The 13637-nt window shown below is 67.4% G+C and carries 12 protein-coding genes and 1 pseudogene; 8 read left to right on the top strand and 5 right to left on the bottom strand.

Annotated features, from left to right (window positions below):
• The first annotated feature begins 272 nt into the window (after positions 1-272).
• Genes AB0J29_RS20620 through AB0J29_RS20605 form a run of 4 tightly spaced genes read left to right on the top strand, consistent with a single transcriptional unit; the run spans position 273 to position 3170 of the window.
• Positions 273-911: a sigma-70 family RNA polymerase sigma factor gene (locus AB0J29_RS20620; protein WP_364788288.1), complete on the top strand. Its 639-nt coding sequence runs from the start codon at positions 273-275 to the stop codon at positions 909-911.
• On the top strand, positions 911-1546 hold the full coding sequence (locus AB0J29_RS20615) for an ABC transporter ATP-binding protein (protein WP_364788285.1): 636 nt from the start codon (positions 911-913) through the stop codon (positions 1544-1546). The genes AB0J29_RS20620 and AB0J29_RS20615 overlap by 1 nt, the downstream gene beginning before the upstream one ends.
• Positions 1543-2385, top strand: a complete 843-nt coding sequence (locus tag AB0J29_RS20610; RefSeq protein WP_364788282.1) for a metal ABC transporter permease — start codon at positions 1543-1545, stop codon at positions 2383-2385. The genes AB0J29_RS20615 and AB0J29_RS20610 overlap by 4 nt, the downstream gene beginning before the upstream one ends.
• Positions 2364-3170 (top strand): zinc ABC transporter substrate-binding protein, encoded by an 807-nt coding sequence (locus AB0J29_RS20605; protein WP_364788279.1) that lies wholly within the window; start codon positions 2364-2366, stop codon positions 3168-3170. Before AB0J29_RS20610 ends, AB0J29_RS20605 begins: the two co-directional genes overlap by 22 nt.
• A gap of 54 nt (positions 3171-3224) precedes the next feature.
• Here the strand turns inward: AB0J29_RS20605 and AB0J29_RS20600 are convergent, their stop codons facing one another.
• Positions 3225-4859, bottom strand: coding sequence for a class I adenylate-forming enzyme family protein (locus AB0J29_RS20600; protein ID WP_364788275.1), 1635 nt, complete (start codon positions 4857-4859; stop codon positions 3225-3227).
• Positions 4856-6637, bottom strand: a complete 1782-nt coding sequence (locus tag AB0J29_RS20595) for a CoA transferase (RefSeq protein ID WP_364788272.1) — start codon at positions 6635-6637, stop codon at positions 4856-4858. The genes AB0J29_RS20600 and AB0J29_RS20595 overlap by 4 nt, the downstream gene beginning before the upstream one ends.
• 123 nt (positions 6638-6760) lie before the next feature.
• Between AB0J29_RS20595 and AB0J29_RS20590 the strand changes: the two genes are divergently transcribed.
• On the top strand, positions 6761-7963 hold the full coding sequence (locus AB0J29_RS20590) for an acyl-CoA dehydrogenase family protein (RefSeq protein WP_364788269.1): 1203 nt from the start codon (positions 6761-6763) through the stop codon (positions 7961-7963).
• A 7-nt stretch (positions 7964-7970) separates the two neighbouring features.
• On the opposite strand, the gene AB0J29_RS20585 is transcribed toward AB0J29_RS20590, so the two are convergent.
• From AB0J29_RS20585 to AB0J29_RS20575, 3 genes and pseudogenes are all read right to left on the bottom strand, one after another.
• On the bottom strand, positions 7971-9023 hold the full coding sequence (locus AB0J29_RS20585; protein ID WP_364788266.1) for a hypothetical protein: 1053 nt from the start codon (positions 9021-9023) through the stop codon (positions 7971-7973).
• The gene (locus AB0J29_RS20580; RefSeq protein WP_364788427.1) at positions 9020-10225 is read right to left on the bottom strand and encodes an MFS transporter; all 1206 of its coding nucleotides are present in this window, start codon (positions 10223-10225) and stop codon (positions 9020-9022) included. The genes AB0J29_RS20585 and AB0J29_RS20580 overlap by 4 nt, the downstream gene beginning before the upstream one ends.
• 260 nt (positions 10226-10485) lie before the next feature.
• Positions 10486-10578, bottom strand: a pseudogene (locus AB0J29_RS20575) (short-chain fatty acyl-CoA regulator family protein); the annotation flags it as partial.
• A 199-nt stretch (positions 10579-10777) separates the two neighbouring features.
• Here AB0J29_RS20575 and cbiM point away from each other — a divergent pair.
• From cbiM to AB0J29_RS20560, 3 genes are read left to right on the top strand one after another with little or no spacing between them, the layout of a single operon-like run.
• Positions 10778-11875, top strand: a complete 1098-nt coding sequence (cbiM, locus tag AB0J29_RS20570; RefSeq protein ID WP_364788263.1) for a cobalt transporter CbiM — start codon at positions 10778-10780, stop codon at positions 11873-11875.
• A complete protein-coding gene (cbiQ, locus tag AB0J29_RS20565) occupies positions 11872-12819 on the top strand; it encodes a cobalt ECF transporter T component CbiQ (RefSeq protein WP_364788260.1) in 948 nt (315 codons plus the stop codon). The genes cbiM and cbiQ overlap by 4 nt, the downstream gene beginning before the upstream one ends.
• The gene (locus AB0J29_RS20560) at positions 12707-13633 is read left to right on the top strand and encodes an ABC transporter ATP-binding protein (protein ID WP_364788424.1); all 927 of its coding nucleotides are present in this window, start codon (positions 12707-12709) and stop codon (positions 13631-13633) included. The genes cbiQ and AB0J29_RS20560 overlap by 113 nt, the downstream gene beginning before the upstream one ends.
• Positions 13634-13637: the final 4 nt, after the last annotated feature.

The raw sequence follows: 13637 nt of genomic DNA, 5'->3' as shown, positions 1-13637 counted from the left end.
CGTTTCGGCGTGCCGTACTGGTTTCTGCCTGTTGTGCGCTGCGCCGGCGAATCTCGACCTTTTCCACGGCTGTTGATCGCTGCCCGTGTGGGGAATCGACATGACGGCTGGACTTTTCGATGCCATGCGGCATCGCCGAATCGAAATTTGTTGACAATGCATGCGATTATTTCACCGCTGCGCGCTGGCAGCGGTATTTTCTCGACCCCGCGAACTCTTTCGCGCGGTTCCTGCTCCGCCGACGATCGGGTCTGTCTATCCGGAAATAGATCATGTCCGACGAACAACTGACCGCGCTCGCGATCGCCGCTGGGAATGGCGACCGAGCTGCGCTGGCGGAATTCATCAGGTCGACCCAACGTGACGTGTGGCGGTTCGTCGCGCATCTGACCGATGTCCAGTCCGCCGACGATCTCACCCAGGAGACGTTCTTGCGGGCGATGGGTAGTCTGCCGCGCTTCGCCGGCCGATCCACTGCGCGGACCTGGCTGCTGTCGATCGCCCGCCGGGTGGTTGTCGACCGGTTCCGCAGCGCGGCGGCGCGACCGAAGAAGGCGAACGTGGAGGACTGGCAGCAAACCCTGGAGCAGCACCGCCGCGATCACGACGTGCCGGATTTCCCGGAGGAGGTGGCCATCGCCGAGCTGCTGCGCGCACTGCCCGATGATCGGCGCGAGGCATTCGTGCTCACCCAGGTCCTCGGCCTGTCCTACGCCGAGGCCGCGCAAACGGTGGGGTGCCCGGTCGGCACGATCCGCTCCCGGGTCGCGCGGGCACGCGAAACCCTGATCATCGAGTTGCGGGCGGCCAATGGACACCGGCGGGCGGACCCGGAACCGACAGTCGCTTCGGTGCGACTACCGCCAGGTGCGCGCGGTTCAGCCGCAGCGGGTTTCGCGGAGGTGGTGTGATGGGCGGGTTGGATCTGCGCCTGGTGGGGGTGTCGTGTCGCCACGGTGGCGTCGAGGTGGTCAGTGATATCGACCTGGACGTGCGCGCTGGGCAGCGGGTCGCGTTGACCGGCACCAACGGATCCGGCAAGACGACCCTGCTGCGTGCGGTGCTCGGCCTGCATACCGCGGTGCGGGGTGAGATCGTTGTCGGTGGCCGCACCGGGCGCGGGTCCGCCGAGATATCTCGCCGCCGCCGCGTGTGCGCGTGGATTCCGCAATGCCCTGCCGCAGGCCGGTTTCCATTGCTGGCCGGTGAACTGCTGGCCAGCAGCGGCAACCGCGAGCAGGCGGCGGCGATGGCGCATCGGCTCGGCGTCGGCGCGCTGGTCGACCGGCCGCTCGACACGCTCTCGGGTGGGCAGTTGCAGCGCATGCACCTGTCGCGTGCGGTCGGCTGTGTCGCGGCCGGTGCCGGCATCGTGCTGGCCGACGAACCAACGGCGGCACTGGATTTCGCGGGCCAGGAGGAGGCGGCCGACGTGCTCACGGAGTTGCCGGTCACCCTTGTCGTCGTCACCCACGACCGGGCCGTGGCACGACGCTGCGACCGGGTGCTGGAAATGGCCGCGGGCCGGTTGCGGGAGGTGGCGTGAACGGACCTGCTCAGCTGGGCGATTTGCTCGGGCTGGTGCCGGTGCGGCGGGCCGGGGTGGCGCTGGTACTCGGTTCGATCGGGCTACCGGTCATCGGGGTGGTGATCGTCGGGCTCGACATCATTCCGGTGCGATTCGCGATGATGCACGTCGCCCTGCTCGGCGCCGCGGTCGGCATGCTGGCCGGTCTCGATCCGGCGCTGTGTGGCCTGGTGGCGTGCGCGGTCGCCGGAGCCGGGATCAGCCCGCTGGCTCGCACACCGGAAAGTCTGTCCGGGGCAATGGGTTTGCTGATGAGCCTGGCGATCGCGGCGGCGCTGCTGGTGCTTTCGGTGGCCGGGGTGAACGCCTCGGCGGCGTTCGCGCTGCTGTGGGGTTCCATCCTCTCGGTGCGGACCCAGGACGTGGTGGTGCTCGGCGTACTGGCCGTGCTGGTTCCCGCGCTGTTGTGGTGGCGACGGCGCGATCTGGCGCTGCTGCTGCACGATCGGGAATTGGCGCTGGTATCCGGCGTTGCGGTGGGGCGGCTCACTCTGGTGCTGCTGGTGCTGGTGGCCGTCGCGGTCGCCGGTGCGATCCGGCTCACCGGGGCGTTGCTCGTCGACGCGCTCACCTTGCTGCCAGCCCTGGCCGCCCGTCGGCTCGGGCATTCGCTGGCCTCGATCATCTTCTGGGCCATGGGCATCGGTGTCACCGTCAACCTCGTCGGATTCCTCCTCGCCCTCACCTTCGACCTGCCTCCGGGGCCGGTCCTGGTGCTCACCGCTGGGGCGGTCGCCCTCGCGGTTCACTTCATTCCTGAACGGAGAAGACAGTCATGGCACGTTTCCGCTCATTGATCGCGGGCCTGTCCTGGACAACCGGCCTCGCGGTCGCCGCGGGTGTGCTGCTCGGCGGCTGTTCGAGCACCGATGACGAGCACGATCATCACGATGGGCAGCACCGACCGAAGGTCGTCGCCACCACCGCGTGGGAGGCGGCGTTCGCCAAGGCGGCGGGTATCGAGGACGTCAAGGTCATCGTGCCCGCGTCGGTGCACCACGCGCCGGACTACGACCCCAAACCGTCGGATCTGACCGCGGTCGCCGAGGCCGACTTCGTGCTGTACGCGTCGTTCGAACCGTTCGCGGGCAAGATCAAGGAGGCGGCGGGTTCGAAGGCGAAGCTGATCGAGGTGAATCTCGACAATTCCGCCGATAAGGTGACCGCACAGGTGAAGTCGCTCGGCACCGAATTCGGCACCTCCGACCATGCTGATCCGTGGGTGACCGCGTTCGCCGCCGAATACGACAAGCTGGGCAAGGACATTCGGGCGGCATGGCCCGGCAGCAAGCAGCCGACCGTTGTCGCACAGGTCTTTTCGACCTGGGCCGCGCAGCTGGCCGGTGCGGATATCGTCGGCACCTATGGACCCGAAGCCGTCACTCCCGGGCAGTTGGCCGGTTTGGCGGCCAAGAAGCCGGACTTCGTGTTCGACAATGCGCACATGTCCACCGGAGCGGTGTTGCCGGATTCGGGCGCCAAGCAGGTCTCGATCGTCAACTACCCAGGTCAGGACCTGGATCTTTTGACCGTCTACCGCGACGCCGCGACCACGCTGAAGAAGGCCATGTCGGGCTCCTGATCGTGGCGATCAGTTGCGGGGCAGGTGTTGAAAGCGCCTGCCCCGCAGCTGGTTTCAGCCTGTCGCCGCGATGAGTCGGGACCGCAGCGCGGCGCGGTCCGGTTTGCCCGCCGGGGTCAGTGGTAGTGCGTCGAGCAGCAGCAGGGACTCGGGGTGTTTTCCGCGTTCGAGTCCCTGGGACCGCAGGTGAGCGCACAATCCGGCGAGGTCGGGGCGGCGATCGGTGCGCGCGACCACCACTGCGGCCAGTTGTTCGCCCAGAACCCGGTGTGGCACACCGACACACACGACATCGCGCACGTCCGGGTGGGCGGCCAGCAGCTGCTCTACTTCGGCGGTGCTGATATTCGCCCCGCCCCGGATGACAATGTCTTTGAGCCTGCCGACGACGTGCAGCCGTCCCTCGGGGTCGAGGACGCCGAGATCGCCGGTGCGGACCCAGCCGTCGTCGGTGCGGTAGCGGGCGTCGAGTTCGGGAGCACCGACGTAGCACAGCGGTGTCATGGGGCCGCGCGCCACGATCTCCCCGGTCTCGCCGACCGCTGCCATCTCGCCGGTCTCGGTCCGGGCGATCCGGATATCGGCGACGCGCGGATCGGGCCGCCCCACCAGGACACCGGGACTCGCGGTGGCCGCTGCGTCCTCGACCAGTCCGGTATGGCAGTTCACACCGTCTGCCGAACCGTAGAGGTTGACGACCGGGCATCCGAAAGCCCGCTGTGCCTCCTCGGCGGTTGCCCGATCCAGCGGCGACCCGCCCAGCACCAGCGCTGTCAGCGCGGAAGTGTCGGCGGCGGCAGCATTGTGGTCGAGCATCATTCGCACCATCGTGGGGACGCCGAACACATGTGTCGGCCGATGGCGTTCGATCGCGGCGATCGCGGCTTGCGGGGTGAAGTGGTCGAGCAGGATCAGTGCGCCGCCGTGGCGGGCCAGGGTGACGGCGGTGCCGTTGCTGCCGAACGCCGAGGCCAGCGGGACCAAGAACAGACTGCGCGGCGGTGCGCCGTCGCGCAGCAGGGAAGCCATGAAGTTCCCGCGCCCACCCAAGAGCGCATTGTGGGTGTAGGCCACCATTTTCGGTTCCGCTTCCGACCCCGAGGAGACCAGGATCCGGACCGCGGCGTCCGGATCGGGGCGATTCGGGACGAACGCCTCGCCATCGGCGCGCAGCAGACTGGCGAAGGCGAGACAGCGGTCGGGAGTATCGGTTCCAACGGAGACGACGAACCGCAGCGTGGGCAGCCGGGTGCGCAGTTCGGACAGCTCGGTGGCGTGGTCATGGCCACGGAACTCGGAGGTGGCCACGACGGCGACGGCTTCGGCGCGGCGCAGCAGCGATTCGGCGTCGCGTATGCCCCGTCCTGCGGGGAACGGCAATGCGACGGCTCCGAGTGCGGCCAGCGCGAGGTCGGTGATGACGGCCTCGCGGCAATTCGGCAGTTGCACGCCAACGACGTCGCCGGGGCCGATGCCTTCGGCGGCAAGCCCGGTCGCCAGCCGCCGTACCAGTACGTCGAGCCGGGTGTAGCAGAGTTTGCCCTTGGCATCGAGGACGGCGGTGCGGTGTGGGTCCAGGCACCGGTGCGCGCGGAACAGCGAATACAGATCGAGGTCGGGGCAGGCGCCGTCGGCGGCCCAGGAACGGCGTAGCCGGTGTGGGACCAGGTCGCGCATCAGGACGGTCATCGGAACCTCCAAGCAGACGAAACCGCGACGGCCCCATGCCCGTCGGTGGTCAGGGCGTCGGCGAAGCGGGGATCGGCGGGCAGGTCGGCCAGGTCGGTGGTTACGGCCGTGGCCTGAATGCCGTTGTCGCGCAACAGGGCAATGGCGTCATTGGTGGCCAGCTCACGAATCCTGTCGGTATAATCTGTGGCTGCGTTCGCGTGTTCATCGGTTGCGGCCACCAGACCGTCGCCGGTGGGCAGCGGGCGGCGGAATCCGGCTGGGCGGCGCGGCTGACCTCCGGCTCTGATCCGGTCCAGCGCAGGTGCGGTCAGCAGGTTCGCCGCGGCCAGCAGTGAGGATTCGACCCGCATACCTCGGCCGGTGTGCTCGCGGGTGAGTAGACCGGCCAGGATCGCCTCGGTGCCGAGCATGCCGCCGAGCACATCCAGCAGCGTCATCAGCGACGGCAGCGGTGGTTCGTCGGCCGGTCGAGCAGCCTCGCCGACTCCGGTGCGGGCCTGCACCATGAAATCGGTGCCCATCGGGGCGTCGGCCAGTCGATCCGCCCAGCCGCTGGTGTAGGCGTAGACCAGGCCGGGGTTGACTGCCGACAAGTCCTCGGCGCCGAGTCCGAGTTGCTCTGCCTTGCCGGGCGCCCAGTTGTGTAAGAACACGTCGGCGTCAGCGGCCAACTCACACAGTCGCTTTCGGTCAGCGGGCGATTTGATGTCGATCTCCACTGCGTCTTTGCCGCGGTTCAGTGCCAGCCAGCGGGCCGAGATATCCGAACAGGTGGGCGGCATACCGCGCAGCGGGTCGCCGCCCGGAGGTTCGACCCGCACGACATTCGCGCCGAGCAGCCCGAGTAGGTGCGCCGCCAGCGGCGCCTGCACGCGGCGACCCGCCTCGAGTACGGTGAAACCCGTCAGCGGAAGATCGGTCGATCCGATGGAACCGCTACCAGCGGTGCGCCTTTCGGCTCCCGCAAGCAATTCCCACGGCAGCACGGGCTCGGTCCGGATCTCCGCGGCCCGCTCGGTCAAGGTGTGCAGTCGGCACACATCCGCTCCGGACGCATCCGCCGCCGCCCGAACCTGTATCCAGGTGCGCGCCGAGGCAGTGTGATGCAGGTCCTCGGGGAAAGGTGCGCAGGCCGTCGCATAACGGAATTGGAACGGCCGCCAGCCCTTTCGCAACGCCGCCTGCGGCGCGTCCATGGCCCGCCAGAACTCGGCCCACACGCCGACATCGAGCGCTTCCACCTCGAATCGAACACCATCGGCCGTGGTGAACGGCGGCCCGCCGGGTGCGAGCGCGATGGCTTCGTCGTCATCGGCACACGCGGCGGCCAGATACTGGGAGATGGTCAGCAGCGCGACGCGGTCGGCCGAAACGTCCACGGCGGTCACGGATCCGCCGCGCATCCTGCCGATGCGGGCGGCGAGCAGCCCCTGCACGGTGCTGATTCCGGTGGCGGTAGCGATGTAGTCGACCGCGAGACCGCGCGGTGACCCGTCGCGGCGGCCGTGCACCAGCATCAGTCCCGCGGCGGCCTGCGCGGTCGCTTCGTCATATACCTGATTGCCCGCACTGCCCCAGGTCACTCGCGCCTCGACCACCGCATCATCCGGGGCGGTCAGCAACAGCGCGTCACCGCGGCCGGTGACCGGTTCGGCGCCGAGCAGGCGCAGATGATCGAGAGCCGTCGCAGGCCCGCTGCCCGCGTGAAATCGCATGCCGCGCAGCGGTATCGAAGGTGGGCTTATTTCCGATGTTCGCATGGTGCCGGGTGTCATGGCTCTCCTCTTGAACGACGTGCGCCGTCGGGAACTCGGCGGCGGTCGCCACCGACCAGTTCCACGAACACAGCAGTCGGACCGTCTAGTCCCCGGGTTCCCGGCCAGTGCGGAGGAGAAATCATGGAGTCGTTCACATCTGGGAGTTCGGTGCCGACCACGGGCGTCCCAACCCCTGCGGTACAACCGAATTCAGATCCGGAGGCACTGCGCGAAAGGGTCACGGCCTTCATCGACCACCAGGTGGTGCCGAAAGAGACACAGCTCGACGCGGGCGGGTCCGCGGCCGCCGCGGTATCGGCTGAGCTGAAGGCGGCCGCACGGGCGGCGGGACTGTGGGCATTGCCACTGCCCGCTGCGCTGGGCGGGCAAGGGCTGCCTTTCGCCGACTATGCGCGACTGGCCGAGGCAGAGGGCGCCAGCGACCACGGGCCCGCGGTGCTCGGGTCGGCGTCGCTGCTGGATGTGCGGATGCTGCAACAACACGCCACCGACCCGATCCGCGAGACCTACCTGACACGACTGGTATCCGGAGAACTGCGCGCCGCCTACGCGATGACCGAACCCGACACCCCGGGCACCGATCCCGCCATGACAACCACCCGCGCGACCGCCCGACCCGACGGCTCATGGACGGTGACCGGCCGCAAATGGTTCGTCAGCGGCGGCGCGGACGCCGACCTGATCACGGTGCTGGCCCGCACCGACGGCACCGCGGCGAACCGTGCCGGACTGTCCCTGCTGCTGATTCCCACCGACGCTCCCGGCGTCCGTATCGTCCGGGAAGTGCCGATACTCGGCGTCGGCGGACAGTGGGAGATCGCCCTGGACGAAGTCCACGTGCCCGCCGCTCACCTGATCGGCGAACGCGGCGGCGCTCTGCGCATCGCGGGCGAACGCCTGCAACTCGGTCGCACCCTGCGCTGCCTGCGCTGGCTCGGCCAAGCAGAGCGAGCCTTCCGATTGATGTGCGACCGCGCCCGCATCAGAACCCAGGCGACGGGCCGACTAGCCGATCGACAACTGGTGCAGCAGCACGTCTTCGAGTCCCTGCTCGCCATCCGCAGTGCCCGCCCCCTGGTGCACAAGGCCGTCGCGCTCATCGACGCCGGTCACGATGCGCGGATCGAAGCCGGACTGGCAAAGGTCGCGGCGGCCCGAACACTGCAGCAAGTCGCCGACTCCGCGATCCAGGTCTACGGAGCCGCCGGGCTGGGCCCCGACACCGCATTGCCCGGACTGCTCAGGACGGGCCGGATGGCACGCATCCTCGACGGACCGGACGAACTGCACATCGAGGCAGTGGCCCGCCGTGTGCTGCGGTGAGGGCGGTTCAAGTATCGAATGGCCCGACGAGATCGATGTGGATTGCCAGGGCCAGCGCGAGAAAGTAGTCGCCCCAAACGAGTTCGTGTTCGGTGGCCGATCCGCGATCGAGATCGTAGCAGCCATCCAGCAACATTCCGGCGGGGCGCGCGCTGGTTGCGCCGCTCAGGTGGGTTGTCACCAGCTGTTCGATGATGTCCGTCGCTCGACTCCGCAACCGCGCGGTGCTGTACGAATCATGTTGCACAGCAGCAAGTTTCAGTAAAGCTACGGCCTCGATCGCGGCCGCGGAGGTGTCCGGCGGCGCGGACGGCACCGTCTCGGCGGCCGGGATCAGGGGCGACTCGTAGTCGATCAATTCCTCAGCGACGTAACGGTAATCGGGATCGATATGCCAGGTGGCGTCGGCGAGTCCGAGCAGCAGCCATGCCCGGCCCCGACTCCATCCCGGCTGCGGCTGCGGACACGGCACCCAGGAGCTGTTGGTCCATTCCCAGGCCGGTGTACCCATGGGCTCAGCACGCCATCGGGCCAGGTGGGTATCGATATGCGTCCGCGCCGCCGCGAGGCCGGTGGGGGCCTGCGATGCGGCCAGTAGCGGTAGCAGACCCGCAACCCCGTCCATCCGCGCCAGCAATCTGGGGCCACCGAATGCCGAACCCCAAGGCAGTACACCCAATTCGTGGTCGAAGTCGGCAGCGCACGCGCGCGCGGCTGCGTCACGCAGTTCGGCGGCAGCTGCGTCAGCTCCGCGTCCAGCTGCCAGAGCCGTTGCGTACCAGAAGATCAACCCTCGCGTCGAGGTATCGGCCGCAACCCACGAGGCCAGCCGACTGGAGACCTCCGCCGCTGTGGCCCTGTCGATCTCCGAGCCGCTGCGCAGCGCCCGCAGCCACAGCAATCCCGCCCAGAAACCACCGGTCCACGACCCCCGCGCCGTGCTCACCCATTCACCGGATCTGCTGTCGGCGTACAACGGAAACCGGTCGCCGACCTGCTCGTGGGTGTCGGCGACACGGCCGAGCATGGTGTCCAACGCGGCTGCGGTCCATGCGCTCATGCGTGCACCCGATCGCGCATCGCCCACATCGCCGCCACGCCGGCCGCGACGGCGAATTCCGCGGCCACCATCAGCCAACCGGAGCTGTAACCGATCCTTGGCACCAGAGAACCGAAAAGCGGTGGCCCCACAGCGAATCCCGCGAAGAAGCCCGCCGAGACCAGCGCGGAGTCCCGTCCGGCCCGCCCCGGTGCGGCCCGCTGGATCACCAGCACCATCGACACCGCATTGCCCGCCATCCCGAACACGCCCACCGAAACCACCGCAACCCACACCAGGCCGCTCACCATCGGAGCCACAGCCAACAACAGCGCCGACACCGCCGACCCGAACCCCAGCCCCGCAGGCAACACCACCGCCACACCCGCCCGCCCCGCGACCCGCGCCCAGCCGATCCGACCCGCGATACCGGCAACGCCGAGCACCGCGACCAACATCCCGGCCGCAGCGGCGCTCAACCCCAACCGACGCTCCCCGAACAACGCGAGATAAGTATTGATCGACGCCATTCCAGCACCCAGGAACACCGAAAACACGGTCAGCCACGGCACCACACCCACGGTCGCCGCCCCGATCGGCCTGGCTGCGAATCCCGCAGCGGCGCTGGCTTGTTCGTCTCGTTTCGGATCAGCGGGCAATGTCCGCCACACCCACAGCGCCGCCACGGCCGCGGTTCCCGCCGCCACCCACACCGATGCCCGCCATCCCGCCACCGAAGCGAGTGCCGTCAGCGGCAGTCCGGCCGCGATCGCTCCGAACTGGACACCGGACTGCTTGGTGCCGGTCACACCGGCCCGGCGCGCGGCAGGGACCACCGCCAAAATCGCCTTGTTCGTTGCGGGATTCGCCAACGCCTGTGGCGCACCACCGAACCCCACCGCCAACAACAGCACCCAATACGCCGGCGCGGCAGCGATCAGCGTCAGCGCCACAGTAACCAGCCCCAACAGCGCAGCAAGACATCGGCGCGGGCCGAGCGCATCCACCATCCGCCCGGCCATCGGTGAAAGCAACGCCGCCATCCCGAACCCGACGGTTGTCGTAAGGCCCAGCATCGCCGGTGACATACCGAGATCCGGCACGATCCGCGGACCCAGTGCACCGAGCAGGAACAACTGCAACATCGAAAACCCCATTGCCGCAGTGAGCATCCCGGTCACCGACGCCATCGCCACCCGATCCGAACGAACCCGCGAACCCATCTGCACGCCCCACTCCTTCCAACCGCACCGCCGCATAGACAACCCCGAGCTGAAATAGTCGGACCGAGCACCTTCCCGGTTCCAGACATCCACGCACTACCCGCGGTTCTGGAACGGCTACGCAAGGCCACGGTCGCCGGTCCCGAGGAGGGGCGCTTCGCAGTGCGTCAAGTTGGTGTCGAGATGGCCAGCGGCTCATCGACGAAGATGCGCCCTGCCTGCACTGCATCAGCCGCAACTACACGAAATGTGTTGAAGTACTGGCATTTCGAGATGTTTCCTGCGCGGTCGGTACCGGCGAAGGAGAACGGCACTCCGTGCTTGCCGAGGCGTTGCCGCGTCGACAGGCGGTGGCTGGCGGTCGAGGTGGACTGTCGATCAGGCCGGGGCTGCGGTGTTTTCGAGTTGGTCGCCGGTGCAGACGATGTCGACTTCGCTGCGTCCGACGGCCATCTCTGCTCGGCGACGATTCGTGCGATGCGCTGGTCCGCGCCGTGTCCGAGGGTTACCGTTGATGCCAGTAACTTGCAGATAGACCCCGGAGGAGTTTCGATGCACATTCCTGACGGGTATCTATCGCCGGCGACCTGCGCGGTGGGTTACGCAGTGGCTGTGCCGATGGTCGCGGTGGCGGCGCGGCGGGTCGAGAATGTCGTCAAGACCAGACAGGTCCCCACGCTGGCGATGCTGTCAGCGGCGTCGTTTCTGGTGATGATGTTCAACATCCCGATCCCGGACGGTACGACGGCGCACGCGGTGGGCGGCGCGTTGATCGCGGTGCTCTTGGGGCCGTGGGCGGCGCTGATAGCCGTGGCCGTCGCATTGGCCTTCCAAGCACTGTTGTTCGGAGACGGTGGCGTACTCGCGTTCGGTGTCAACGTGTTCAACATGGGCGTCGTGCTGCCGTTCGTCGCCTATGGGATCTATCGACTGCTGGCCAGAGGGAGCACCCTGACCTCATGGCGTCGGGTCGCGGCTACCGCGGTCGGCGGCTACGTCGGCCTCAATGCCGCCGCCATCTGTGTGGGCATAGAGCTGGGCATCCAGCCCGATCTGTTCCACGATGCCTCGGGCACACCGTTGTATTCGCCCTACCATCTGTCGCAGGCGTTGCCAGCGATGCTGTTTGCCCATCTGCTGATCGCGGGGATCGCCGAGGGCGCGCTTGCCGGTGGTGTCGTCGCGTACCTGCAGCGAGCCAATGTTCCGCTGCTGCAGGTCAACAATGCGGGAGTGCCCGTCGATGCGGCGGACAACGCGGCGCCGAAACCGAAACTGCGCCCGGTCGCGGTCGCACTGTCGGTGATGGCGGCGCTGGTGCTGTTGACGCCGCTGGGTTTGCTGGCGCCGGGCGGTGCCTTCGGTGAAGATTCGCCAGCCGACCTTGATCTCAGCGATCTCGGGCTCAGCACGGTGCCGACGGGGCTTGCGAAGTATGCCGGGTTCTGGAACCACACATTGCTCGGCGATTACGGATTCTCCGATGGTTCCCATCCCAATATCGGCTACCTGCTGTCGGCGGCGGTGGGGATCATCGTGGTCGGCGCGGCGGTCTACCTCGTCGCCAGCGGCTTGCGCATGCTCGGCTCGCGCCGTTGGAGCGGGGCGCGGACCGAACCCACCCGCAGTCCGGCCGATACCGGCGCATGACCACCCCAGCGGCTACCGATCCGCGTCCGGTGTCGGCCCCGAACTGGTTGCTCACTCGTGATGTCGCATTGTGCCCGTGTGGCTGTATCGGCAAGCGCCGCAAGGGGTCCTATGTCGAGAAGACGCTGACCGGCGGTGCGGACCTATTGCGGCAGGTGATGTTCAGCGACGACACCTCCGCCCACCATGGGTTGCTGCAACGAATCGATCCCCGCGTCAAGATCGTCACCCTGTTCGGGCTTTTGCTGGTCGGGGCGTTCCTGCACACCATCGCAGCACTGATTGTGCTGTATGCCGCGACGCTGGTCCTGGCAGCGGGTAGTGCACTGCCGGTCGGATTCTTCGTCAAACGGGTGTGGCTGTTCGTCCCGATTTTCACCGGGATCGTGTTGATCCCTGCGACATTGAGTGTGGTCACCGGCGGCGACGTGATCGTGACTCTGTGGCATTGGCACGGTCGAGCCGAGGGGATCACCCGGCAAGGTCTCATGTCGGCATTGCTGGTCGTGGCCCGCGTCGCGTCGTCGATCAGTGTGGTCGCGCTGTTGACGCTGACAACGTCTTGGACGCGGCTGCTGGCCGCACTGCGCACTCTCGGCGTACCGCGCATGTTCATCCTGATCATCGGGATGGCCTATCGGTACTTGTTCTTACTGCTGGCGACCGTCACCGATATGTACCAGGCGCGCAAAGCCCGCACGGTCGGCGCCGAGAAGCATGACAAGTACGCGCGTCGTTTCGTGTTCGCCACCGCTGGCGCGATGATCGGGAAAGCGATGGCGATGTCGGAGGAGGTGCATCAAGCGATGGTCGCGCGTGGATATCGCGGTGATGCGAAAGTCCTTGCCCAGCCGCGACCGTCGAGCAGCGACCTGCATTTCGCCGTCGCTGTTGCGGTATTCGGGGCAGCCCTGTTGGTGGGTGAGCATGCCATCGCCGGATGAGGAGTCCGTGTCCGGTCAGAGCTGTCGTCTGCCTTCGAACAACGAGCCGATCCTGAAGTGTGCAGACCTTCGATACCAGTACCTCGGAAGGTTCGATGCCCTCTGCGGGGTATCGCTCGAGGTGTCAGCGGGGGAGAAGGTCGCGCTGATCGGAGCGAACGGCTGTGGCAAATCCACGCTGCTGAAAATATTGGACGGCTTGATGTTTCCCGACAGCGGGACCTACACCGCGTTCGGCGAAAAGGTTACCGAGGACGCCCTGGAAGACGAACAGATGAACATGGGCTTCCGATCACGGATCGGCTTCGTGTTCCAGAACAGCGATGCGCAGGTGTTCTCGCCGACGGTGCGCGACGAACTCGCTTTCGGCCCACTGCAACTCGGTCTGGACCGTCACCGCATTGCGGCCCGGGTCGCGGACATCCTTGCCCTGCTCGGCATCGCCGATATCGCCGACCGTGCGCCGTTTCAGCTCTCGGGTGGGCAGAAGAAGCGCGTCGCGATCGGCACCGTCTTGGTGATGAACCCGGAGGTACTGCTGTTCGACGAGCCGACCGCCGCGCTCGATCCACGCACCGGCGAGTGGCTGACCGAACTGATCGAGGATCTCGCCGACGCGGGCAAAACGATCGTGCTGGCCACCCATGACCTCGACAGCCTGGATCGACTCGCGGACCGGTGCGTCGTCTTCGGCGAGGACCACACGATCCTCGCTGAGGCAACACCGGCCGCCGTCCTTGCCGACCGCGAACTACTGCTGGCAGCCAACCTCATCCACGCGCGCACTCGATTGCCGGTCCAACAGCCCGAATGACCCG

Source organism: Nocardia sp. NPDC049707 (genome assembly GCF_040674855.1).
GTDB lineage: Bacteria > Actinomycetota > Actinomycetes > Mycobacteriales > Mycobacteriaceae > Nocardia.
Note: the sequence above shows the minus strand (reverse complement) of the source record. Positions and strands in the feature narration are given on the sequence as shown.

What these genes read in the sequence shown, in the direction of transcription:
- AB0J29_RS20620 (WP_364788288.1), top strand. Translation starts at nt 273, where the DNA reads ATGTCCGACGAACAACTGACCGCGCTCGCGATCGCCGCTGGGAATGGC.
- AB0J29_RS20595 (WP_364788272.1), bottom strand. Translation starts at nt 6,637, where the DNA reads ATGACACCCGGCACCATGCGAACATCGGAAATAAGCCCACCTTCGATA.
- cbiQ (WP_364788260.1), top strand. Translation starts at nt 11,872, where the DNA reads ATGACCACCCCAGCGGCTACCGATCCGCGTCCGGTGTCGGCCCCGAAC.
- AB0J29_RS20590 (WP_364788269.1), top strand. Translation starts at nt 6,761, where the DNA reads ATGGAGTCGTTCACATCTGGGAGTTCGGTGCCGACCACGGGCGTCCCA.
- AB0J29_RS20605 (WP_364788279.1), top strand. Translation starts at nt 2,364, where the DNA reads ATGGCACGTTTCCGCTCATTGATCGCGGGCCTGTCCTGGACAACCGGC.
- AB0J29_RS20580 (WP_364788427.1), bottom strand. Translation starts at nt 10,225, where the DNA reads ATGGGTTCGCGGGTTCGTTCGGATCGGGTGGCGATGGCGTCGGTGACC.
- cbiM (WP_364788263.1), top strand. Translation starts at nt 10,778, where the DNA reads ATGCACATTCCTGACGGGTATCTATCGCCGGCGACCTGCGCGGTGGGT.
- AB0J29_RS20560 (WP_364788424.1), top strand. Translation starts at nt 12,707, where the DNA reads ATGCGAAAGTCCTTGCCCAGCCGCGACCGTCGAGCAGCGACCTGCATT.
- AB0J29_RS20615 (WP_364788285.1), top strand. Translation starts at nt 911, where the DNA reads ATGGGCGGGTTGGATCTGCGCCTGGTGGGGGTGTCGTGTCGCCACGGT.
- AB0J29_RS20585 (WP_364788266.1), bottom strand. Translation starts at nt 9,023, where the DNA reads ATGAGCGCATGGACCGCAGCCGCGTTGGACACCATGCTCGGCCGTGTC.
- AB0J29_RS20600 (WP_364788275.1), bottom strand. Translation starts at nt 4,859, where the DNA reads ATGACCGTCCTGATGCGCGACCTGGTCCCACACCGGCTACGCCGTTCC.